Below are 24,115 nucleotides of genomic sequence, written 5' to 3' on the forward strand. Positions count from 1 at the left end.
CTCCGGCCGCCGGTCCGCGAGCGGTGCGCCCGGGGCGAACGGCGGCGGGCGGGCCGCCTGGTCGCCGTAGGGTGAAGCCATGAGCATGCATGGCGGGGGAGGGCCGGCGCCGCAGGTCGGCCGCTACGGCAAGGCGCGCACGCGCATCGCCTCGGCCGACGAGGCGGCCCAGCGGGCCGAGAACGCCGACGCTCCGAAGATCCCGCACCTCCTGCGCCGCATCTCCGACCTCTTCGCGCCGCACAAGGCCGCCCTCGCGACCACGGTCGTGCTCGTGCTCGTCGGCGCCGCGCTGGCCGTCATCCCGCCGCTGCTCACCCAACGCGCATTCGACGACGGCCTCTTCCCGACGGGCGCCGGCGGCGAGGCATCCCCGCCGAACCTGCCGGTGCTGACGACCCTCGTGCTCGCGATGATCGGGGTCTTCGTCGTGGCGGCGCTGCTCGGCGTCTGGCAGACCTGGCTCACCGCGACGATCGGCAACAAGGTCATGGGCGCGCTGCGGGTGCGGCTGTTCAGCCACCTGCAGGCGATGGAGCTGAGCTTCTTCACGCGGACGAAGACGGGCATCATCCAGTCACGCCTGCAGAACGACGTCGGCGGCGTCGCGGGCGTGCTCACGAACACGGTGTCGAGCGTGCTCGGCAACACCGTCACCGTCATCTCGGCCTTCGTCGCGATGCTCCTGCTCAACTGGCAGCTCACCGTCGTCGCGCTCGTGCTCATGCCGTTCATGGTCATCGCGCAGCGGCGGGTCGGTCAGGTGCGCGCGCGGTTGGCGGGCAAGACGCAGGAGTCGCTGTCGGAGATGACGGCGATCACGCAGGAGACGCTGAGCGTCTCGGGCATCCTGCTGTCGAAGAGCTTCAGCCGGCAGCAGAGCGAGATCGAGCGCTACTCCGACGAGAACCGCAACCAGATCGGCCTGCAGGTCAGGCAGCAGATGACCGGCCAGTGGTTCTTCGCGATGGTGAACATCTTCATGTCGTCGATCCCGGCGATCGTCTACCTCGTGTCGGGCTGGCTCATCGCGGGCGGCAACGACGACGTGACCGCCGGCACCATCGTCGCGTTCACGACGGTGCAGGCGCGGCTGCTGTTCCCGCTCATGGGGCTCATGCGCGTCGCGCTCGACCTGCAGACGTCGAGCGCCCTGTTCGCGCGCATCTTCGAGTACCTCGACCTGCGCCCCGCGATCACCGATGCGCCCGACGCGCGGGAGGTGCCGGCCGACGGCGCGCTCGGCCGGGTCGAGTTCGACGACGTCTCGTTCCACTACCCCGACGCGGTGCGCACCGAGGGCGACGACCCCCGCCCGACGCTCGACGGCGTGAGCTTCACGATCGAGCCGGGCCAGTTCGCGGCGTTCGTCGGGCCGAGCGGCGCGGGCAAGACGACCGTGTCGTACCTCGTGCCGCGCCTCTACGAGGCGACGGCGGGCGCGGTGCGGTTCGCGGGGGTCGACGTGCGCGACCTGCAGCGCGACTCGCTCATGTCGCACATCGGCATCGTCAGCCAGGAGACCTACCTGTTCCACGCCTCGATCGCCGACAACCTGCGGTACGCGAAGCCGGATGCCTCGGACGCCGAACTCGAGGCCGCGGCCAGGGCCGCGAACATCCACGAGACGATCGCCTCGTTCCCCGACGGCTACGACACCGTGGTCGGCGAGCGCGGCTACCGGCTCTCGGGCGGAGAGAAGCAGCGCATCGCGATCGCGCGGGTGCTCCTGAAGGACCCGGCGGTGCTCGTGCTCGACGAGGCGACGAGCGCGCTCGACACGATCTCGGAGCGGGTCGTGCAGCAGGCGCTCGACGACGCCGCGCGCGGCCGCACGACGATCGCGATCGCGCACCGGCTCTCGACGGTCGTCTCGGCCGACGTCATCTTCGTGATCGTCGCAGGTCGCGTCGTGGAGCGGGGTACGCACGCCGAGCTCGTCGAGGCCGGCGGCGTCTACGCCTCGCTCTACCGGCAGCAGGAGGAGCGGCCGGTGCTCGAGGGCGGGGCGGGCTCCTCGGCGCTCGTCGAGTAGCGGCGCGCGGGGGCCGCGGGGCTCAGCCTGCGGCGGATCGCTCGGCGAGCATCTGCTCCATGAGCTCGATCTCGCTCGTCTGGCTGTCGACGATCGAGCGCGCGAGCGCGGTGACGACCTCGTTCGACGACCGTTCGAGCACCGCGTCGGCCATCTCGACGGCGCCCTGGTGGTGCGCGATCATGAGCTCCAGGAATCGCACCTCGGCCTCGACTCCGGAGAGTGTACGGAGTTCGGTCACCTGCTCGGGCGTCGCGAGTCCGGGCATCGGGGCGCCGGGCTCGTGCGTCGCGCCCGAGCCCGAGTGCTCGTCGTGGCCGCCGCCCGGGGCGGCGCGAGTCATCCAGGTCATCGACGGCTCGCCACCCGCCTGCGGGAGTCCCCATGCGCTCAGCCAGCCGTACATCTGGCCCGCCTGCTGGGCCTGCGTCGTCGCGATGTCGTAGGCGAGCAGGCGCACCTCGTCGTCGTCGGTCGCGTCGCGCACGATCATCGCGAGCTCGACGCCCTGCTGGTGGTGCACCTGCATGTCGCGCGCGAAGCCGGCCTCGGCGCTCGTACCCGTCGGCGTCGGGTCGGCGAGCGTGGAGAGCCGACCGATCGAGAACGCCGCGATCGCGACGACGACGAGCGCGACGGATGCCGCGACCACCGCAGCGATCCGGCCGCCGCGTCCGCGTCGCGAAGGCTCCCGATCCGCGGGCGCCGCGAGCACGGCGTCGCCGGTGTCGGTCCCGGCGGTCACGACACCTTGCCGGGCGCGTCGAACGCGCCCGTGCACAGCGCACCCGGCTCGGGCACGTTCTGGCTCTGCCAGTACTCCTCGAAGAAGGGGCCGATGCGCGAGTCGCCGGCGTCGTCGACCTGCAGCTGCACGTTCCAGCTGCTCAGCACGATGGGGGAGGGCAGTCCCTCGTACGGCGACAGCACGACGTAGCTCGACGGCAGCTTCGACTTCAGCGTCGCCAGCTCGTCGCCCGACACCTTCGAGGCGTCGTAGGTCACCCAGATCGCGCCGTGCTCGAGCGAGTGCACGGCGTTCTCGTTCGGCACCGGCTGCTCGTACACGCCGCAGTTCAGCCAGACCTGGTTGTGCTCGCCGCCCGCTGGGGGCGTCTGCGCGTAGTCGACGACGCCCTCGACGTGGCCGGCGCCGTTGTCGAACGTCTCGACGCCCTCGATCGCGGCGCCGTCGCCGCCCGCCGCGTACGTCGCCGGCTTCGGGGCGAGCACGATCGCCGTGACGAGCAGGCCGATGACGGCGACGCCGCCGACGATGCCGGTCCAGGTGAGGATGCGTCGGTTGCGCTTCGCCCGGGCCTCGCGCTTGCGGAACTCCTCGAGCTTCCGCTGTCGCTCCTCGGCGCGCTGCTGCTTGACGCTCAGCTGCTGGGCCTGCTTCTTCGCCTTCGGGGGGACGGGCGGGGTCGCGCTCACGCGAAGCCTCTCTCGATGGGAACGTTGGGGACGTCGGGGCGCCGTCGCATCGGCGCCGATACCAATACGAATGCATGCGGCTGGGAGAATGCCGCATCGTCGTCGCGACACGCCGCGCCCGCGGCGTCCGCTGCGTCCGCGGGGGAAACGGGATCACCGTGGCAGCGGCCCGTCGTCCGGGGCTAGAGTTGACGACGTGCTCCTCTCGCTGTGTTGTCGCTGACGTCTTCCACCGACCCCGCACGCACGCCCGATCGTTCGCCGCCACCCCGGCCGAGACGTGGCCGACTCGCAAGGACACCGCATGAAGTACGCAGAATCGATCGTCGACCTCGTCGGCGACACCCCCCTCGTCAAGCTCAACCGCGTCACGGCGGGGGTGACCAAGGCCACGGTGCTCGTGAAGCTCGAGTACTTCAACCCGGGTGGATCGTCGAAGGACCGGATCGCGGGCCGCATCATCGACGCGGCCGAACGCGAGGGCCTGCTGAAGCCCGGCGGCACGATCGTCGAGCCGACGAGCGGCAACACGGGCGTGGGCCTCGCGCTCGTCGCCCAGCAGCGCGGGTACCGCTGCGTCTTCGTCTGCCCCGACAAGGTCGGTGAGGACAAGCGCAACGTGCTCACCGCGTACGGCGCCGAGGTCGTCGTCACGCCGACGGCGGTCGCGCCCGACAGCCCCGAGTCGTACTACGGCGTCTCCGACCGGCTCGCCCGCGAGATCCCGGGCGCGTTCAAGCCGAACCAGTACGCGAACCCCAACGGGCCGCGCTCGCACTACGAGACCACCGGCCCCGAGATCTGGCGCGACACCGACGGCCGTGTGACGCACTTCGTCGCGGGCGTCGGCACGGGCGGCACGATCACCGGCACCGGGCGGTACCTGCGCGAAGTCTCCGACGACCGGGTGCGCATCATCGGCGCCGACCCCGAAGGCTCGGTGTACTCGGGCGGCACCGGCCGGCCGTACTTCGTCGAGGGCGTGGGCGAGGACTTCTGGCCCGATGCGTACGACCCCGCGGTGCCGCACGAGATCATCGCCGTGAGCGACGCCGACTCCTTCGCGATGACCCGGCGCCTCGCCCGCGAGGAGGGCATCCTCGTCGGCGGGTCGAGCGGTATGGCGGTCGTCGCCGCACTGCGCGCGGCATCCGCACCCGGGGTCACCGCCGACGACGTGTTCGTCGTACTGCTGCCCGACGGGGGCCGCGGCTACCTCGGCAAGATCTTCAACGACAAGTGGATGCGCGCGTACGGCTTCGGAAACGCGCCCACCGGGCACACCGTCGCCGACCTGCTCGCCGCGAAGGCCGATCGAACGGCGCCGCTCGTCTACGTGCACCCCAACGACACGGTCCGCGAGGCGATCGACCGCATGACCGAGACCGGCGTCTCGCAGCTCGTCGTCGTCGGGCACGAACCGCCCGTCGTGCTCGGCGAGGTGCTCGGCGCGCTGCATGAAGAGGTGCTGCTCGAGCAGGTCTTCACCGGGACGGTGAAGCTCACGGACGAGGTCGGCGGCGTCGTCGGCGAGTCGCTGCCGCTCATCGGCGTGCAGGAACCCGTCGCGGCGGCCCGCAGCGCGTTCACCGACGCGCCCGCGATGCTCGTGACCGACGGCGGCAAGGCCCTCGGTGTGATCACGCGCACCGACCTGCTCACCTACCTCTCCCACTGACCTCGCAACACGTAAGGCACCGCCCATGAACACCGACCACGCCCGCTTCGACACCCGCGCCATCCACGCCGGCCAGGCCTTCGACCCGACCACGGGAGCCGTGATCCCGCCGATCTACCAGACCTCGACCTACGTGCAGGACGGCATCGGCGGTCTCCGCGGCGGCTACGAGTACTCGCGCGGCGGCAACCCGACGCGCGACGCCCTCGAGGCCCAGCTCGCCGCGCTCGAGGGCGGCGCGCACGGCCTGTCGTTCGCGTCGGGCCTCGCCGCCGAGGACGCGCTGCTGCGGACGGTGCTCCGGCCCGGCGACCACGTCATCATCGGCAACGACGTCTACGGCGGCACGCACCGGCTCATCCGGCGGGTGTTCGGCGCGTGGGACGTGCGCGACTCGACCGTCGACACGAGCGACCTCGACGCGGTGCGCGCGGCGATCGAGCCCGCCACCAGGGTGCTCTGGATCGAGACCCCGTCGAACCCGCTGATGAAGATCTCGGATGTCGCGGCGCTGGCCGAGCTCGGCCACGAGGCGGGGCTCATCGTCGTCGTCGACAACACCTTCGCATCGCCCGCGCTGCAGCAGCCGCTCGCGCTCGGCGCCGACGTCGTCGTGCACTCGACGACGAAGTACCTCGGCGGGCACTCCGACGTCGTCGGCGGCGCGCTCGTGTTCGCGGGCGGCGACGACGCGCGCGAGGAGCGCTTCGAGCGGGTGAAGTTCACCCAGTTCGCGGCGGGCGCCGTCTCGGGCCCGTTCGACGCGTTCCTCACCTCCCGGGGCATCAAGACCCTGGGGGTCCGGATGCAGCGGCACAGCCAGAACGCCCTCGCGATCGCCCGGCGGCTCGAGGAGCACGACGCGATCGAGCACGTCTACTACCCGGGGCTCGAGTCGCACCCCGGCCACGAGCTGGCTGCGCGCCAGATGTCGGGCTTCGGCGGCATGCTCTCGATCGCGCTCGCCGGCGGCGGCGAGGCGGCCCGCCGCTTCGCGGAGTCGACGGCGCTGTTCCAGCTCGCCGAGTCGCTCGGCGGCGTCGAGTCGCTCGTCAACTACCCGTCGGAGATGACGCACGCCTCGGTGCGGGGCACCGAGGCCGAGGTGCCCGAGTCGGTCGTGCGCCTCTCGGTCGGCATCGAGGACGTCGACGACCTGCTCGCCGACATCGACCAGACGCTCGCCCGGCTGTAGTCCCTCGTCGACCGAGGTGCGCGGAGCGCGTCTCGAGACCGGGAGTTCGACCGCCCTGGTTTCGATACGCGTCGGCGCTGCGCAACCGGCGGGAGTGGGACAATTGAGGTGACGTCCGGCACGTCACCGGCGCCGCAGGAGATGAGTCCCATGGTCTGGCTCTGGATCACCGTGATCGTCGTCGTCATCCTCGCGATCATCCTGTTCTTCATGTCGGTGAAGATCGTGAAGCAGTACGAGCGGGGCGTGGTGCTCCGCTTCGGCCGCCTGCACAGCGTGCGCGATCCGGGCATCCGGTTCATCATCCCGATCGTCGACGTGATGACGAAGGTCTCGCTGCGGGTCGTGACCCTGCCGATCCAGTCGCAGGGCATCATCACGCGCGACAACGTGAGCGTCGGGGTCTCGGCGGTCGCCTACTACCGGGTGACCGACGCGGTGAAGTCGGTCATCGTGATCGAGAACGTCAAGTCCGCCATCGACCAGATCGCGCAGACCACGCTCCGCAAGGTCATCGGCCAGCACCACCTCGACGAGGCGCTCTCCGACACGGCGGTGCTCAACGTGAACATCCGCGAGATCCTCGACGTGACGACCGCCGACTGGGGCGTGCAGGTGACGCTCGTGGAGCTCAAGGACATCCTGCTGCCCGATGCCATGAAGCGGGCGATGGCCCGCCAGGCCGAGGCGGAGCGCGAGAAGCGGGCGAAGATCATCGCGGCCGAGGGCGAGGCGCTCGCCGCCGCGCAGCTCGGCGCCGCGAGCGACACGATGATGTCGCATCCGCTCGCCCTGCAGTTGCGCACGCTGCAGACGCTCGTCGAGGTGGGCGTCGACAAGAACACGCTCGTCGTGGTCCCGGCGCCCCTGCTGGGCTCGATCGGCGAGCTGACGTCGTTCATCGATCGCGAGGCCGCGGTCGCGCAGGTGCGAGGCCGGTGAGGCCGGGCCGCGGCGGAACGGGAGACCCGCCGCGGCTCCTGCGCACCCACGAGGGCGGGGTGCCCGTCGAGCGGGCCGCGACCGGTGTTGGCAGCATTTCGATGAAGAGTGTCAACCCTGCCATCGTGCCGTGTCGGCGGCATCCCGCAGAATGAGCGGGTGACTTCGAACACCGCAGCCCCCGACACGACGACGGGTGATCACGCTCACCACGGCAGCCTCGGGCTCGTGCAGGGCGCGGCCCTCTACATCGCGAGCGTGCTCGGCACCGGCATCCTCGTGCTGCCGGGGCTCGCCGCAGAGGCGGCCGGGCCGGCCTCGATCGTCGCCGTCGCGGCGGTGCTCGTGCTCTCCATCCCGCTCGCCGGCACCTTCGCGGCGCTCGCCGCTCGCTACCCCGACGCGGGCGGCGTCGCGAGCTTCGTGCGCCGCGCGCTCGGCGACACCGCCGCGCGCATGGCCGGGTACTGGTTCTACTTCGGCGTGTGCATCGGCGCCCCCGTGCTCGCGGTGCTCGGCGGCGAGTACGTCGTCGCGGTGCTCGGCGTCGACCGATCGGCCGTGCCGGTCATCGGCCTCGCGGTGTTCGTACCGCCGTTCATCGCCAACTGGTTCGGCGTGCGGGTCGCGGGCTGGGTGCAGTTCGTGCTCACGGGGCTCCTCATCACCGTCGTCGTCGGCGTGGTCGCCGTCACCTTCCCGGCGGCCGACGCCGCGAACTTCCAGCCCTTCCTGCCGCACGGCTGGTCGGGGGTCGGCGTCGCGATCAGCCTCTTCGTGTGGGCCTTCGCGGGGTGGGAGGTCGGCACCCACATCGCCGGCGAGTTCAAGAACCCGCGGCGCACCATCCCGATCGCCACGGTGATCGCCGTCGCCGTCGTCGGCGTCGGGTACCTCGCGCTCCAGTTCGTCACGGTCGCCGTGCTCGGCGACCGCGCGGGCGACGGCCAGGTGCCGCTGCTCGACCTCGTCGAGACGACCGCCCCCGGCATCGGGCCGGTGTTCGTCGCGATCATCGCCGCGATCGTCACCGTCGGGGTCATGAACGCCTACCTGCCCGCCTTCGGCAAGCTCGGCGCGGCGCTCGGCCGCGACGGCGACCTGCCGCGGTTCCTCGCGAAGGGCGCCGCCGACGGCGAGGTGCCGCGTCGGGCGCTCGCGGTCACGGGCGTGCTCATCCTCGGCTACTACGGCCTGATGCTGCTGAACGACCTCGACCTGACGGGGTTCATCCTGATCCACACGAGCAACATGGTCGCGATCTACGCGGCCGGCATGCTCGCCGCGACGCTGCTGCTCCGCCGGTGGTCGTTCGGCTGGTGGCTCGCCGTCGTCGCAACCATCATGACCGGCGCGCTGCTCGTGCTCGCCTGGTCGAACCTGCTCGTGCCGGCCGTGCTCGCGCTCGCGGCGGTGGCCGTGACCGTAGTCCGTCGCCTCCGCGACGGCCGCGGCGGTGACCGTCGCCGGAGCCGAGCGCCCGATCCCGCAGCCGAACCGACCCATCCGAAGATCCCCGAGGAGCAGCCCGCGTGACCGAGTACCGCGCCCATTTCGACGCAGAGATCACCTTCGCGAATGGAGGCGATCTCCGCGCGACGGGCTTCCGCCTCGACCTTCCCTCGAACCGCGTCACCGAGGCCGAGATCGGCGAGCTGCTCGTGCGGCACCTCGGCCTGGCGCTCGTCGCGAGCGTCGAGCTGTCGAACCTCGCCATCGTCGATGAGCCGCACCGCGGCTCGCGCGGCGTCGACCTCGCGGGCGATGCCGACGCCGCGTCATCCGGTCGCTCGGTGGCCGCACGCGGCCGGCTCGTCGACCTCAGCCACCCGATCTCGGCCGGCCTCGTGACGTACCCCGGCCTCCCGGCCCCGACGATCACGCCGTACCTGACCCGAGAGGCGTCGCGCGAGCGCTACGCGCCCGGCACCGAGTTCGCGATGGACCTCATCACGATGATCGGCAACACGGGCACCTACCTCGACAGCCCGTTCCACCGATACGCTGCGGGCGGCGACCTCGCGAGCCTCGCCCTCGAGACGCTCGTCGGCATTCCCGCAGAGGTGTTCAGGCTGACGGATGCCTCGGAGCGGGGCATCCCGGCTGAGGTGTTCTTCGACCGCGACCTCGCGGGCTCCGCCGTCCTCCTGCACACCGGCTGGAGTCGTCACTTCGGCCGGCCCGAGTACGCCGTCGGCGCACCGTTCCTCACCGAGGCGGGCGCGCGGCACCTCGTCGACGCCGGTGTCGCGATCGTCGGCATCGACTCGCTGAACATCGACGACACCGAGTCGGGCGGCGAGCGGCCGGCGCACTCGATCCTGCTCGAGGCGGGCGTGCACGTCGTCGAGCACCTGACCGGCCTCGAGCAGGTGCCGCCGCGGGGCGCCCGGTTCACCGCCGTGCCGCCGCGCGTCGAGGGGTTCGGCACGTTCCCGGTGCGGGCGTTCGCGGAACTGCCGTCGCATTCCGCCGCGCCTGTGGCCGAGTAGCGAGTGACGAGGGCGCACGCTACTCAACCGGCGGAGCGTGCGCCAGTATTGAGGAATGAGCGCACCCGCCTATTCCCTTCGCGACGGCAACACGATTCCCGCGATCGGATTGGGCACCTACGGACTCAACGACCAGCTCGGCATCGACGCGGTGGTCTCGGCGATCGCCGACGGCTACCGGCTCATCGACACGGCCTACAACTACGGCAACGAGGAGGCCGTCGGCGAGGCGATCCACCGCACCGAGGTCGACCGCAGCGACCTCGTGATCACGACGAAGCTGCCCGGCCGCCACCACGGCTACGACGAGACGATCGCGAGCTTCGAGGAGTCGCGGAAGCGTCTCGGCCTCGAGTGGGTCGACCTCTACCTCATCCACTGGCCGCTGCCGCGCATCGACAAGTACGTCGAGAGCTGGCGCGCGATGATCTCGCTGCGCGAGAAGGGTCTCGTGCGCTCGATCGGCGTCTCGAACTTCACCCCCGACATGCTCACCCGGCTCATCGACGAGACCGGCGTCGCTCCCGTCGTCAACCAGGTCGAGCTGCACCCGTACTTCCCGCAGGCGGAGCTGCGCGCGTTCCACGACGAGCACGAGATCCGCACCGAGAGCTGGAGCCCGCTGGCCCGGCGCACCGACCTGCTGCGCGAACCCGCCGTCGTCGAGATCGCGGCCGCGCACGGGGTCGAGCCCGCGCAGGCCGTGCTCCGCTGGCACGTCGAACTCGAGAGCGTGCCGATCCCGAAGTCGTCCGACCCCGAGCGACGTCGCGCGAACCTCGACGTGTTCGGCTTCTCGCTGACCGCCGACGAGATCGAGGCGATCTCGGCGCTCGAGCGCGGACGCATCTGGGGCGCCGATCCCGCGACGCACGAGGAGTTCTGAGCACGCGGCCCATCGGCGTTCGCCAGGCGGCGGCCGCCGGTTCACGTCGTGAGAGCGGGATGCCGCGACCGGCGTCCGGCCGCGGCATCCCGCGTGTTCGAGGTTCGGCCCGGCGGCGCCTGACGGCGTCACCGGGCCGAAGCGTCACCAGAGGATCAGCGGAACCGGGACGGTACCCGAATCCTCGAACCCGCCGCTGCCGGTGAACTCGCCGCGCACGAGATGCAGGCCTGCCGCCAGCTTGGGCAGCCTGACGCTCACGCGACCGTCGTCGGCCACCGTCACCGGCACCTCGGCGATCGCGTCGTCACCGTCGTAGACGGTGAACGTGCCGGTCGGCTCGCTGCCGTCGAGGGCGACGACCTGTCCGACGAACCGGATCGTCGACCCCGCCTTCGCGAGCAGCTTGTTCGGCGCGCCGACGGCGACGGTCGCGACCTCGACGGTCGAGCGCGTGACCGTCAGCGTGGCCTGGGCGCTGAGCCCCGACGTCGCCCCCTCGGCGATCAAGGTGTGCTCGCCGAGTTCGGTCGTCGCCGGGATCGTGACCTCGATCTCGAACGCGCCCTCGTCGTCGGCGGTGACCTCGGCGAGCCTGATCGGCTCGGAGTGCAGCTTGAGCGTCACGACCTCGCCGGGGCCGAAGCCGCTGCCCGTGATCCCGAGCGTTCCGCCCTGCGCCGCGCGGTCGGAGCCCAGCACGAGCTCGGCCTCCGTCACGGGGGCGTCGCCGACCTCGATCGAGAACGGCTCCGAGACCGACGGCAGGTACGCCGCGGGGTCGTCGGGAGTGAAGTGCGCCGTGTACGTGTGGGTACCCGAGGTCTCCACGCGCACGTCCGCGGTCGCGGTGCCCGCGGTGACGGTCGCCGTGCCGACCACGGCGTCGCCCTCCCGGATCTCGACGAGGCCCGAGGCCCCGGCCGGCGCGACGGTCGCGGTCAGCGCGATGAGGTCGCCGGCCACGGGCGCCTCGGCATCCGAGCCGAGCGCGACCGTGGTGGCCGCCGCCGGGGTGAGCACGGTGAGCGTCGTGGACGCCTCGACCGCCGACACCGCCCCGAGCGCCGTCACCGGGTACTCCCCGTCGATCGCGTCGCCGGGAACGGCGAGTTCGGCATCGATCACGCCGTCGCCGTCCGACGTCGTGCCGACCGGCTCGCCGTCGCCGAACCGGAGTTCGACGGTCTCGTCGGGGGCGAAGCCGTCGCCGGTCACGCGCACGGTGCCGCCCGGCGCGATCACCGCCGGGTCGACCGCGATCTCGGGCGTGTAGACCGGAGCGGACTCCTCGACGACGATCTCGACGGTGGTCGATGCCGACGTGATGCCGTCGTCCACCGTCACGGAGACCGGGTAGGTGCCCGCGACGGCGTACGTGTGCCCGCCGGTGACGGCGCCGTCGGTGACCGGCAGCGCCGACACCGGGGTGCCGTCGCCCCAGTTGACGATGGCGGTCTGCTCCGGCGCGCCGCCGGAGGCGGTCGCGAGCGTCGCCTCGAACGCCTCGCCGGCGATCCGGGCGGCGACGGCCTGGGGCTGCACCGCGAGTGCCGTCGTGCCCGTGCGGTCGCCGTCGGAGGCGATGGCGAACACGTGCACGCGGCCGTCCCGGAGGGTGCCCTCCTCGGTCGGCATCGTCAGCGACTCGACGATCTTCGGCACACCGGCGTCGTCGGTGTCGATCGTGATCGGCGCCGTCGCGTAGATCGCGGTGTTCTTGACCGACGACTCGGCACCGGTGCCCGAGAGTCGACCCTCCGAGATCGCGAGCACGGTGTTGCCGAAGGCCGGGTTGCCGGAGGCGCCGACCCAGTCGCCGAACGAGATCCGCACCGTCTGCGTCGATCCGTCGGTGAAGTGCAGGACCGCCTCGGGCTGACGCGCGCTCTCGGTCGCCGTGCCGACGAAGGCGAGCTGCGTCGCGCCGGCACCGAGGTCGATGCGCACCGTCTGTCCCTCGCCCGTGAGGTTGTCGGGCTCGCCGGCCTCGATCGCGGGAAGGTCGTACGTCAGCTCGGTGCCGGGGATCGGGAGGGTCTCGCCCTGCACGAACCCGTCGGCCGCGAGCTTGTCGCGGTAGTAGCCGAAGCCCTGCCCGTCGCAGTTCGCCGCGGTGGTGCCGAGGTCGCCGATGCAGAGCGATCCGAACGAGCCGACCAGGGTCTCGTCACGGGTGACCGTGACGTCGGCGGCCGCCGAGGCGAGGGCTCCGCTCGAGTCCTGCACGATGACCGTGGCGGTGTACACGCCGGGTGCGGTGAAGGTGTGCGGTGCCGAGACGCGCCAGCCTCCGAGGTCGTCGCGCTTCAGCGTCGCCTCGGCCGCACCGGTGCCGTCGCCGTAGTCGACGGCGACCTGGTAGCCGTCCGCCGAGGTCTCGGTGCCGACGATCGTCGCGAGGGCGCCCGAGAACTCGGTGTCGACCGCGACGGACTGCGCCGCCGCCGGGCTGACCGTGAGCCCCTCGGCGGTCCCGGCCGACGCGAACAGCTCGACCTCGGACAGCGCGAGCGGTCCGCCGGCCGACTCGACCGTGAGCCGCAGGCTCGTGAAGACGCCCTCGCCGTCGGTCGAGAAGGGCCGGGTCTGCGTCGGCCAGTCGAAGGATTCGCCGTCGCGGTGGTCGAGCTCGGTCCAGTTCTCGCCGTCGGTCGAACCCGAGAGGGTCCAGGCTGCGGGAGCCGTGTCGAGCGCGGCGCCCGTCAGCGTGTATTGGCCGACCGTCACCGGCCCGGACTGCGAGGTCCAGGTCAATTCGGCGGTGCCCGAATCGAACGTCGCCGTCGAGTTCATGCTGTCGTCGACGATCGCGGCCGTCGACGAGCCGTCGCCCGCGGTGAGCGTGCCGCGGCCGGGCTTCGTGGCGTCGACGAGGGTCCGCGGAACCTCGAGTCCTTCATCGAGGTCCTTCGCGCCCCACGCGCTCGGCTCGTCGCTCATCGTGAACGTGAGCTCGCCGCCCTCGCGCAGCAGGTCGCCGTCGAGGGTCGTCTCGTCGACGGCCGCGCCGTTCAGCTCGACGCCCGCGACGTAGGTCTTCCCGTCGGAGGCACCGGGGGCGGAGACCACGAGGTCGCGGTCGCCGATCGTCAGCGTCGCCCGGTCGAACAGCGGCGTGCCGATCGTGTAGTCGCCGGAGCCGACCTCGAGCGGGTACAGGCCGAGGGCCGAGAACACGTACCAGGCGGAGAACTCGCCGTTGTCCTCGTCGCCCGGGTAGCCCTGGCCGATGTCGGAGCCGACGAAGAGCCGCTGCTGGATGTCGCGGATGAGCGCCTGCGCCTCGGCGGGGTCGCCCGCCTCGGCGAGCACGTACGGGATGTGGTGCGCGACCTGGTTCGACATGCCGAGCATGCCGAGGCGGACGTCGCGTGCCTCCCGCGCCTCGTGGATACCGGAGTAGTCGGCCTTCTCGCGGACGGTGAGGAACTCGTCGAGCTCGTCGAGGAGGCCCTGTCGCCCGCCGTAGAGAGCGGCGAGTCCGGCGACGTCGTGCGGCGCGTGGAAGCCGAAGGTCTTCGCGCTCGCCTCGGTGAACGCGCCGCCCCAGGCCTTCTGGTCGAAGTCGGCGCCGACCGGCCAGCTGCCGTCAGCGTTGCGGGCGGTGAAGGTGCCGGCCTCCGGGTTGAACATCTCCACGTAGTGGTCGGCGCGCGCCTGGAAGTATTCGGCCTCCTCGAGGAGCCGCTCGACGCGGTCGGCGGGCGTGTTCGGGTCGTCGGCGAGTGCCGCGGCCATCTCGCCGATGCCGAAGTCGTTGATGAAGCCCTCGAGGCCCCACGAGGCGCTCTCGTGCGTGCTCTCCTCGGTGAAGCCGAGGAAGATCGACTGCGCGAGGCCCTTGCGTCCGACGGCGTTCGAGACGGGGAGCACGGTGGCGTTCTTCAACGCGGCGTCGTAGGCCTCGAGCGCGGTCTCGGTGTCGAGGGCCCCCGCGAGGTAGGCCTCCGCGAAGGCGACGTCGGAGCTCGTGCCGGTCATGAGGTCGGCGTAGCCGGGCGACGACCACCGCGCGATCCAGCCGCCGTCGCGGTACTGCTGCACGAAGCCGTCGACGAGCTCCTCGGTGACCTCGGGGTAGAGCAGCGAGTAGAGCGGCCATGCCGTCCGGTACGTGTCCCAGAACCCGTTGTTCACGTAGATCTTCCCGTCGACGATCTTCGCGTTCGTCGCGGTGTCGGTCGCCGAGCCGGTGGTGGCCGACACGGGGCTCGCGTACTCGAACACGGGGTCGCCCGCCGTGCCGACGTTCTCGAACTGCGAGTTCGGGTAGAGGTTCAGCCGGTAGAGGCTCGAGTACAGGCTCACGAGCTGCGTCTCCGTCGCGCCCTGCACATCGTGGACGACGCCGAGCCGGTCGTTCCAGGCCTGCTGCACGGCGGCGTGGGCGGCGTCGAACGAGACGCCAGCGAGCTCGAGCTCGTGATTGCGTTGCGCCTGCTCCTGGGAGATGAACGACGACGCGATGCGGAGCTCGACCGTGCGATCGCTCGACGTGTCGAAGGCGGCGAACCGCGCGCTGCCGTTGCGGTTGCCGACGGTCGTCGGACCGGCGGTGGTCGGCTGGGCGTCGAACGTGCCGTACACGAACATGCGAGTGCGGCCGGGCCAGCCCGAGCCGCCGTCGACCCAGCCCGTGACGGTGCTGCCGGTGACCGTCAGCTTGGACGAGTTCACCAGCTGGTCGACGATGACCGAGCTCTGGTTCCCGGTGAAGGCGAACCGGTACACGGCGCCGTGATCGGTCGCGGTGACCTCCGTCGTGATGCCGTTGTCGAACTCGACCCCGTAGACGTCGGGGCGGGCCACCTCGTTCTCGTGGTGGAAGGTGAGGCGCCGGTCGTCGAGCGTCGAGGTCGGGTTGGCACCCACTGCGGGCAGGACGGCGAGCTGGTTGCGGTCGCCCATCCAGATGCTCGGCTGGTGCGAGAACCCGATTCCCTCGAGCGCCGGGAGGTTCTGCGCCGTGTTGGCGCCCTGGTACTGGTAGATCGTGCCGGTGTTGTCGGCGTTCGTCATCGGGGTGATGAAGTTGAAGCCGTTCGGCCAGCCGACCGCGGGGATGTTGTTGCCGCGCGAGAAGCCGCCGGTCGAGTTCGTGCCCCGACGCGTGTCGACGTACGACACGAGTCCGTCGGACGCGTCGATCGGCTCCGCCCCCTCGATCCGGATGTCGTCGAGCCATCCCAGCACGGAGGTTCCTGCGGCCGGGGTCTCGATCCCGGTGACGCCGTCGCCCGGGTGGTCGTAGTCGAGGAGGACGCCCGTGATCGTGCGTCCGGCGAGCGAGCCGAGGTCGACGGTCACCTTGTTCCACTGGTCGGGCCAGAGCACGTTCGCGAGTCCCTGCGACCGGGCGTCGGCGCCGTAGCCGTACGAATCAGTCAGGCCGCTCGCGGCGAGGGTCGTCCCGTCGTCGAGCACGAGGTCGACGGCGACGAAGGTCGACGCGTAGGTCTGTCCTGAGTCGAGGACGGGGAAGACGGTGTACGAGAGCCGGCTGTCCTCCTCGACGGCCACGTCGAGGTCGGCGTAGAGCACCGTGGTCGACGATGCGGGCCCCGTGCCGAGGTGGCTGCCGGCGTAGCGGAGGGCGTGCGTGCCCGAGAAGCCGACGTTGGTCTTCGCGGTGTACGAGCTCGTCGGCCCCGAGTCGACCTCGACGGCCAGGTCGCTGGCGGTCGGCTCGGCGTCGGCGTCGGAGATCGGCTCCCAGCCGGCGAGCTGGATGAGTCCGCCCGAGTGGTTCGCGGTGATGTCGAGGCGGTAGAAGCGGTAGGCCGCGCTGGGCGCGGCGAGCGTGAAGGTGCGGGTCTGGCCGCGCGCGGAGAACGACTCGCCGCTGCGCGTGTCGACGACGGTCCAGTCGGTGCCGTCGTCCGAGCCGAGGATGCGGAAGTCGCGGGGGTCGCGCTCGGGCGCGTCGTTGCCCGAGGTGAGGGTGTAGGCCTCGACGGGCTGCGCCTCGCCGAGTTCGTACTGCGCCCAGCCCGTCGCGCTGAAGGTCAGCCACTTCGATCCGGGGTTGCCGTCGGCGAGGTTGCCGGCGATCTCGTTGGGCGGGTTCTCGGCGGAGGCGGTGACCTTCGTGACGAGCGGCAGCAGGCTGCCGGGCACGTTGCGATCACCGCTGACATTGACCGACTCGCCCGTGCCCGCGAGGGCCGGCACCGCATCGCCCGCCTCGAAGGACGACTGGAACGTCACCTCCCCGGGGGCCGCTGCAGCCGAGATCGGCGTCAGCACCGCCGCGGCCATGGCCATCGTGATCACTGCTGTTGCGGTCGCCCGCGTTCGGCGGGCCGTGCCCGACCGGATGAAGTGCTTCACCGTCGCTCCCTGTCGCTTCGTCGCGATATGACACCGCTGTCATACGATGATGGACGGTATCACGGGTGCCGTCGGATGCGGAAGACCGCGACGACACCGAGCGCCGCGCTCGGGAGAACGGGCGCACGCCCGGGAGAATGGGCCCACCGACCGGTCACGAGGAGTGCCATGGAATCACCAGCGGGGCCGCCCGCGGCGCGCGCGACGCTCGCGCAGGTCGCGGAGCGCGCCGGCGTCAGCCTGAAGACCGCGTCGCGCGCCCTCGGGGGAGAGTCCTACGTGAGCGAAGCGACGCTCGCGCGGGTGCTCGCCGCCGCGAGGGAGCTCGACTACCAGCGCAACACGGCCGCGAGCCTCCTCGCGAGCGGCCGGCTCGCCGACTCGATCGGCCTCGTCACCGGCGACTTCACGAACCCGTTCTACTCGGCGCTCGCGCAGGCCGTCGAGGACGAGGTCCGGCCGCACGGCATCCACCTCGCGGTCGCCAACTCGCGCGAGTCGGCCGAGCAGGAGTGGCGGACGGTGCAGGACCTCGCCGACCGCAAGACGAAGGCGCTCATCGTCGTCTCGGCGATGCCCGACCACGCCGAGTACGCCCGCCTGCAGGCCCGAGGCATCCCGATCGTGTTCGTCGACCGCCCGGCCGAGCACATCGACGCCGACTCCGTGGTCTTCGACAACCGGGCGGGCGGGCGGCTCGCCGCCGAGCACCTCCGCGACGCCGGCCATCGGCGCATCGCGTTCATCGGCGACTACAGCTGGCTGCCCACCTTCCTGCAGCGGTCGGCCGGCATGGGCGACGTCCTCGACGCGGCGGGGGTCGAGTGGCGCGGGCTGCTGCGCACCGACGCGCACGACGTCGCATCGGCCCGTGCGCAGACGGCGAGCCTCCTCGCGCTCCCCGAGCCGCCGACCGCGATCGTCGCGGGCAACAACCGCGTGCTGCTCGGCGCGGTCGAGGAACTCGCCACCCGCGACCGCGCGGACCGGCCGGCGGTGATCGGATTCGACGAGGTCGAGTGGGCCCGCGTGCTCGGCATCACCGTCGTCACCGGCGACGTCGACGCCCTCGGACGACGGGCCGCCCGCCTCGCGATGACGCGCCTGATCGATCGCACGAGCGCCCCCGAGCGCACGTCGCTGCCGATGCGGCTGATCGTGCGGGAGCCGTCGGCCTGGTGAGCGCGGGCCGGTCGCCCGCCGGCGCGGCCCGAACAGCGCTTGAGTTCATGTGCGCTTGAGTTCAAGTGCCCTTGAAGTCGTAGGCTCGGTCGAGTGAGTGAACCGACCGCCGCCCCCGCCGTCCGGACCGCCCAGGTCGAGGCGCGCAGCCCGCTGTCGCGGCCCTACCGCTGGTTGTCGATCGGCATGTTCTCGCTCATCTTCCTCGCGGCGTTCGAGGCGATGGCGGTCACCACGATCATGCCGCTCGTCGCCCACGACCTCGGCGGCGAGTCGCTCTACGCGCTCGCCTTCGCCGTGCCGCTGGCCGCCGGCATCATCGGCATGGTCATCGCCGGCAACTGGACCGACCGGTCGGGGCCGCTGCCGTCGCTCGTCACCGCGGCGGGGCTCTTCGTCGTCGGCCTCGTGATCGCGGGCACGGCGAACGACATGACCGTGCTCATCGTCGGCCGGTTCGTGCACGGGCTCTCGGGCGCCGCGGTCATCGTGCCGCTCTACGTGATCGTCGCGCGCGTCTACCCCGAGGCCCTGCGCCCCCGCGTCTTCGCGGGGTTCGCGGCCGCCTGGGTGATCCCGTCGATGGTCGGCCCCGCGGTCGCGGGCCTCATCGCCGAGGCGTGGAGCTGGCACTGGGTGTTCCTCGGCGTGATCGCGCTGCTCGTGCCGGCCGCGGCGATGATCCTGCCGCCCATCCTGCGGGTGCGCGACGAGATCGCCGGCGACCCGTCGGTGCCGTGGAGCGTCGGCCGCATGGGCTGGGCCGTGCTCACGGCGGTCGCCGCGCTCGGGGTGTCGCTCGCGAAGGATCTCGGCGACCCGTGGCGCTGGGTCGTCGCGGCCGCGGCGATCGCGCTCGTGGTCGTCTCGGCGCGCCCCCTGCTGCCCGCCGGCACCCTCCGTGCGGCGCGCGGGCTGCCCGCGACGGTGCTCTCGCGCTTCGTCGTCGCCGGCGCGTTCTTCGGCAGCGAGATCTACCTGCCCTACCTGCTGCAGGAGGACTACGACTTCAGCGCCAGCCAGGCGGGCGCCATCCTCACCGGAGCCGGCGTGAGCTGGGCGGTCGCCTCGTGGCTGCAGGGCCGCCTCGGCGACCGCGTGTCGAACGTGCGGGCGGTCGTGATCGGATCGGGTCTGCTCGTGGTCTCCCTCGCGCTCGTGCTCGGCGTGGCCGCCTTCACCTGGCCTCCCGCCGTCGCCTTCGTGGCCTGGACGCTCGCGGGCGGCGCGATGGGCTTCATGTACCCGCGCCATTCGGTCTCGGTGCTCGGCATGTCGAAGGTGTCGGAGCAGGGATTCAACAGCGCGGCGCTCTCGATCGGCGAGTCCCTCGGTGCGTCGGTCGCGCTCGCGATCACGGCGCTCGTGTCGAGCGCCGTCGTCGCGGGCGGCTTCTCGGCCGACTTCACGGTGACCCTCGTCATCGCCGTCGTCGCGCTGCTGCTCGCGCCGCGCGTCCGGCCCGAGGCATCCCGGGTCTCGTAGTTCCCACAGAGTCGGCGCGGAGGCGCGGATGCCGCGGCGAGTGCGTCGCCGCACGGGCCGCCGGACGCGCGGGAACGCCGGCGAAGGCCGGCGCGCCGTGAGAGCGCGCTCACTCGTTCGGGATGCCTCGGCGCGCAGCCGCTCGCGAGTCGATTCGATTCGACCCGCCCATGTGACTGTCACATGATTCCTCCGTGCGAGATCCGGTCGGGTGTGCATAATGGAACCAGCTTCGATGTGACCGTGCACATCGGTTCCAGAACGGTCTGGCAGTGAATCCTGAGACACCCAAGGGGCGGGCGCCCAGCATCCGCGATGTCGCGCGCCTCGCCGAGGTGTCCCACCAGACCGTGTCGCGCGTGCTCAACGACCATCCGAGCATCCGGCCGGAGACCCGCGAACGCGTGCTCGCCGCGATGGAGACGCTCCAGTACCGGCCGAACCGGGCCGCCCGCGCCCTCGTCACGAGCCGCTCGCACACGATCGGCGTGCTCGCCTCGACGAGCACCGAGTACGGCCCGGCGACGAGCATCGCCGCGATCGAGGACGCGGCCCGCGAGCACGGCTACTACGTCAACACCGCGAACATCGCCGACCCGTCGGCCGAGGGCATCGCCGACGCGCTCGAGCACCTGATGCTGCAGGCGATCGAGGGGCTCGTCGTCATCGCGCCGCAGGTGCGCGTCTTCGAGGTGCTCGCCGCGTCGCCCGTCGGCGTGCCGTTCGTGAGCCTGCAGTCGACGGGGCGGAGCGACCACCTCGCGCTCTCGGTCGACCAGGTCACCGGCGCCCGACGGGCCACGCAGCACCTGATCAACCTCGGCCACCGCCACATCGTGCACCTCGCCGGGCCGCAGGACTGGATCGAGGCCGAGGCGCGCATGCGCGGGTTCCTCGACGCGATCGGCGACGCCGACCTCGACCTCCGCCCGCCGATCCTCGGCGACTGGAGCGCGGACTTCGGCTACTTCGCCGGCCGCGAGCTGCTGCGCCACCGCGACTTCACCGCGGTGTTCGCCGCCAATGACCAGATGGCGATCGGCTTCATGCACGCCGTGCGCGACATGGGACTCGACGTGCCGGGCGACATCAGCGTCGTGGGGTTCGACGACATCCCGGTCGCGCAGCACGTGTGGCCGCCGTTGACCACGGTCTACCAGGACTACCGCGAGACCGGCCGGCGCGCGGTCGCGCTGCTGCTCAACCAGGTGCACGGCGAGCGGGTGCTCGAGGTCGAGCAGGTCGTGCCCCGCCTCGTGGTGCGGGGCTCGACCGCCGAGGCGCCCGTCGCCCGCGCGGCGGGAGGCGGCGCGCTCGGCCGGGGGTCGTCGGTCTGACCCCTATCCGGGGCCCCGCTTGACACCGGCCGATCTCGGATGCACCATTGGTCTCGATGTGAACGGTCACACGCGTCACATCGAGTCCTGGAAGCACTGACACAGAGGTCCTGATGTACCCGTCGACGATGACCGCAGCACCGGCAGGCCGCCCATGAGCGCGCAACCGATCCTCGAGATGCGCTCCATCACGAAGGAGTTCCCGGGCGTCAAGGCCCTCTCCGACGTCACCCTCACCGTGATGCCCGCCGAGGTCCACGCGATCTGCGGCGAGAACGGCGCCGGCAAGTCCACGCTCATGAAGGTACTCTCGGGCGTCTACCCGCACGGCACCTACACGGGCGAGATCTTCTTCCGCGGCCAGGAGGTCCAGTTCAAGGACATCCGCGCGAGCGAGGCCGCGGGCATCGCGATCATCCACCAGGAGCTCGCGCTCATCCCCGAGCTGTCGATCACCGAGAACATCTTCCTCGGCAACGAGATCGCCAAGCGCGGCCGCATCGACTGGGCCGAGGCGAAGATCCGCGCCCTCGACCTGCTCGCCCGCGTCGGCCTCGAAGAAGACCCCGACACGCAGATCAAGCACCTCGGCGTCGGCAAGCAGCAGCTCGTCGAGATCGCCAAGGCGCTCGCGAAGGACGTCAAGCTGCTCATCCTCGACGAGCCGACGGCGGCGCTCAACGAAGACGACTCCGAGCACCTGCTCGACCTGATCCGCGGCCTCAAGGGCAAGGGGATCACGTCGATCATGATCTCCCACAAGCTCAACGAGATCGAGGAGATCGCCGACGAGATCACGATCATCCGCGACGGCCACACGATCGAGACGCTCGACGTGAAGGCCGGCGGCGTCGATGAGGACCGGATCATCCGCGGCATGGTCGGACGCTCCCTCGAGAGCCGGTTCCCCGACCGCACACCGCACATCGGGGACGTGTTCTTCGAGGTGAAGGACTGGACGATCCAGCACCCGCAGGTGCCCGAGCGCCTCGTCGCGAAGGGCTCGAACTTCACCGTGCGCCGGGGCGAGATCGTCGGCCTCGCGGGCCTCATGGGCGCCGGGCGCACCGAGCTCGCGATGAGCATCTTCGGCCGCTCGTACGGCAACTACCTGTCGGGCACGATCGTGAAGGACGGCAAGGAGATCGTCCTGAAGGACGTCGAGTCGGCGATCGACCACGGCCTCGCCTACGTGAGCGAGGACCGCAAGCAGCTCGGCCTCAACCTGCTCGACTCCATCAAGCGCTCGATCGTCGCCGCGAAGCTCTCGAAGATCTCGAAGCGCGGCGTCGTCGACGACTCGCAGGAGTTCGGCATCGCCGAGGACTACCGCAAGCAGCTGCGCATCAAGACGCCGAGCGTCGACGTCGGCGTCTCGAAGCTCTCTGGCGGCAACCAGCAGAAGGTCGTGCTGGCGAAGTGGATGTTCACGGACCCCGACCTGCTCATCCTCGACGAGCCGACCCGCGGCATCGACGTCGGCGCCAAGTACGAGATCTACACGATCATCCAGGCGCTCGCCGCGCAGGGCAAGGGCGTCATCCTCATCTCGAGCGAGCTGCCCGAGCTGCTCGGCATCGCCGATCGCATCTACACGGTCTTCGAAGGCCAGATCACCGACAACATCCCCGCATCCGAGGCGAATCCCGAGGCGCTCATGCGCAGCATGACCTCGGCCAAGAAGAAGGCGAGCGCATGAGCACCGCGAGCACCCCTGCGAGCCCCACCGAGAAGAAGGGCGGTCTCTCCGACATCCGCAAGGTCTTCGGAGGCGGCCAGTCGAGCCTGCGCCAGTTCGGCATCCTCGGCAGCCTGATCGTCATCATCGTGATCTTCCAGATCTGGACGAACGGGCTGACGCTCTCGCCGACGAACCTCATCAACGTCGTCAACCAGTACTCCTACATCCTGATCCTGTCGATCGGCATGGTGATGGTCATCATCATGGGCCACATCGACCTCTCGGTCGGCTCGGTCGCGGCGTTCACGGGCATCGTCGTCGCGAAGGCGATGGCGGAGTGGAACATGCCGTGGCCGCTCGCGATCCTGCTCGGCCTCGCGGTCGGCGTCGCGATCGGCGCCTGGCAGGGGTTCTGGGTCGCCTACGTCGGGGTGCCGGCGTTCATCGTGACCCTGGCGGGCATGCTGGTGTTCCGAGGCGGCAACCAGTTCATCGGCCAGTCGACGACGACGCCCGTGCCCCAGGAGTTCAGCTTCATCGGTGCGGGGTACCTGCCCGAGCTCGCGGTTCCGCTCGAGTTCAACGTGCTCACGATGCTGCTCGGCCTCGCCGGGGCCGCATGGATCGTCTGGCACGAGTTCCGGCTGCGCAGCACCCAGAAGAAGCTCGGCTCCGAGATGGCCCCCGTCTGGGTGAGCGTCGTCAAGGTCATCGTGCTCGCGGGCGTCATCCTGTGGGCGGCGTGGCTGTTCGCGACGGGCCGTCCGGGCACGAGCTTCCCGATCTCGGGCATCATCCTCGTGGTCCTCGTGATCGTCTACTCGTTCATCACGAACAACACGATCTTCGGACGCCACATCTACGCGGTCGGCGGCAACCGCCTCGCCGCGACCCTGTCGGGCGTGAAGGACCGCCGCGTCGACTTCTTCGTCATGATGAACATGTCGGTGCTGGCGGCACTCGCGGGCATGATCTTCGTAGCCCGGTCGACGGCCTCGGGCCCGCAGGACGGCAACGGCTGGGAGCTCGACGCGATCGCGGCCGTGTTCATCGGCGGCGCGGCCGTCTCGGGCGGCATCGGCACCGTGATCGGGTCGATCGTCGGTGGCCTCGTGATGGCGTTCCTCAACAACGGCCTGCAGCTCATCGGCGCCGGCGCCGACGTCGTGCAGATCATCAAGGGCCTCGTGCTGCTGCTCGCGGTCGCCGTCGACGTGTGGTCCAAGCGCCAGGGCGGCGCCTCGATCTTCGGCCTGTGGTCGAACCGCCGCAAGGCGCGGCTCGAGTCGCAGGGCCCCACCGAGCCGCCGGCGGTCGCGCCGACGAACGTGTCGAACGAGTCGTCCCAGCCGGCCGACCTGCCGCGATGACGCAACGGATGCCTCGGCGCCGTGCCTAGGCATCCTCGGGCCCCTCGCCGGGCCCCAGAGAC

Annotated in this window: 15 protein-coding genes; 12 read left to right on the top strand and 3 right to left on the bottom strand. The window is 71.1% G+C overall.

The window, feature by feature from the left end; translation table 11 throughout:
• Positions 1-79: 79 nt before the first annotated feature.
• Positions 80-2,035: an ABC transporter ATP-binding protein gene (locus tag AC3RJ7_RS07955; protein ID WP_491455294.1), complete on the top strand. Its 1,956-nt coding sequence runs from the start codon at positions 80-82 to the stop codon at positions 2,033-2,035.
• Between the two features lie 22 nt (positions 2,036-2,057).
• Here AC3RJ7_RS07955 and AC3RJ7_RS07960 read toward each other — a convergent pair whose 3' ends face one another.
• Together AC3RJ7_RS07960 and AC3RJ7_RS07965 are read right to left on the bottom strand one after the other, a co-directional pair.
• Complete coding sequence (locus AC3RJ7_RS07960) at positions 2,058-2,780, bottom strand: DUF305 domain-containing protein (protein ID WP_491455295.1); 723 nt, start codon at positions 2,778-2,780, stop codon at positions 2,058-2,060.
• Entirely contained in the window at positions 2,777-3,472 is a 696-nt protein-coding gene (locus AC3RJ7_RS07965) for a thioredoxin-like domain-containing protein (protein WP_491455296.1), read from the bottom strand. The genes AC3RJ7_RS07960 and AC3RJ7_RS07965 overlap by 4 nt, the downstream gene beginning before the upstream one ends.
• A 304-nt stretch (positions 3,473-3,776) precedes the next feature.
• Here AC3RJ7_RS07965 and AC3RJ7_RS07970 point away from each other — a divergent pair, with 304 nt between their 5' ends.
• From AC3RJ7_RS07970 to AC3RJ7_RS07995, 6 genes are all read left to right on the top strand, one after another.
• Positions 3,777-5,150 (top strand): cystathionine beta-synthase, encoded by a 1,374-nt coding sequence (locus AC3RJ7_RS07970; RefSeq protein WP_491455297.1) that lies wholly within the window; start codon positions 3,777-3,779, stop codon positions 5,148-5,150.
• A gap of 25 nt (positions 5,151-5,175) precedes the next feature.
• Positions 5,176-6,345, top strand: coding sequence for a cystathionine gamma-synthase (locus tag AC3RJ7_RS07975; RefSeq protein ID WP_491455298.1), 1,170 nt, complete (start codon positions 5,176-5,178; stop codon positions 6,343-6,345).
• Between the two features lie 150 nt (positions 6,346-6,495).
• Positions 6,496-7,287 (top strand): SPFH domain-containing protein, encoded by a 792-nt coding sequence (locus AC3RJ7_RS07980; protein WP_491455299.1) that lies wholly within the window; start codon positions 6,496-6,498, stop codon positions 7,285-7,287.
• 159 nt (positions 7,288-7,446) lie between these two features.
• Positions 7,447-8,823: an APC family permease gene (locus tag AC3RJ7_RS07985; protein ID WP_491455300.1), complete on the top strand. Its 1,377-nt coding sequence runs from the start codon at positions 7,447-7,449 to the stop codon at positions 8,821-8,823.
• Positions 8,820-9,779: a cyclase family protein gene (locus AC3RJ7_RS07990; RefSeq protein ID WP_491455301.1), complete on the top strand. Its 960-nt coding sequence runs from the start codon at positions 8,820-8,822 to the stop codon at positions 9,777-9,779. The genes AC3RJ7_RS07985 and AC3RJ7_RS07990 overlap by 4 nt, the downstream gene beginning before the upstream one ends.
• Before the next feature lie 55 nt (positions 9,780-9,834).
• The gene (locus AC3RJ7_RS07995; RefSeq protein WP_491455302.1) at positions 9,835-10,665 is read left to right on the top strand and encodes an aldo/keto reductase; all 831 of its coding nucleotides are present in this window, start codon (positions 9,835-9,837) and stop codon (positions 10,663-10,665) included.
• 144 nt (positions 10,666-10,809) lie between these two features.
• Here AC3RJ7_RS07995 and AC3RJ7_RS08000 read toward each other — a convergent pair whose 3' ends face one another.
• Positions 10,810-16,998, bottom strand: a complete 6,189-nt coding sequence (locus AC3RJ7_RS08000) for a GH92 family glycosyl hydrolase (protein WP_491455303.1) — start codon at positions 16,996-16,998, stop codon at positions 10,810-10,812.
• A gap of 168 nt (positions 16,999-17,166) precedes the next feature.
• Here AC3RJ7_RS08000 and AC3RJ7_RS08005 point away from each other — a divergent pair, with 168 nt between their 5' ends.
• The 5 genes from AC3RJ7_RS08005 to mmsB all read left to right on the top strand — a co-directional run bounded on the left by AC3RJ7_RS08005 (position 17,167) and on the right by mmsB (position 24,053).
• Positions 17,167-18,180 (top strand): LacI family DNA-binding transcriptional regulator, encoded by a 1,014-nt coding sequence (locus AC3RJ7_RS08005; RefSeq protein ID WP_491455304.1) that lies wholly within the window; start codon positions 17,167-17,169, stop codon positions 18,178-18,180.
• 93 nt (positions 18,181-18,273) lie between these two features.
• The gene (locus tag AC3RJ7_RS08010) at positions 18,274-19,665 is read left to right on the top strand and encodes an MFS transporter (protein WP_491455305.1); all 1,392 of its coding nucleotides are present in this window, start codon (positions 18,274-18,276) and stop codon (positions 19,663-19,665) included.
• A gap of 272 nt (positions 19,666-19,937) precedes the next feature.
• Entirely contained in the window at positions 19,938-21,002 is a 1,065-nt protein-coding gene (locus AC3RJ7_RS08015) for a LacI family DNA-binding transcriptional regulator (RefSeq protein ID WP_491455306.1), read from the top strand.
• Between the two features lie 154 nt (positions 21,003-21,156).
• Positions 21,157-22,701 carry a multiple monosaccharide ABC transporter ATP-binding protein gene (gene mmsA, locus AC3RJ7_RS08020; RefSeq protein ID WP_491455307.1) on the top strand — a complete coding sequence of 515 codons (1,545 nt, stop codon included), beginning with the start codon at positions 21,157-21,159 and terminating at the stop codon, positions 22,699-22,701.
• Positions 22,698-24,053 (top strand): multiple monosaccharide ABC transporter permease, encoded by a 1,356-nt coding sequence (gene mmsB / locus AC3RJ7_RS08025; protein WP_491455308.1) that lies wholly within the window; start codon positions 22,698-22,700, stop codon positions 24,051-24,053. Before mmsA ends, mmsB begins: the two co-directional genes overlap by 4 nt.
• Positions 24,054-24,115 lie beyond the last annotated feature (62 nt).

This window comes from Agromyces solani, from assembly GCF_058349925.1.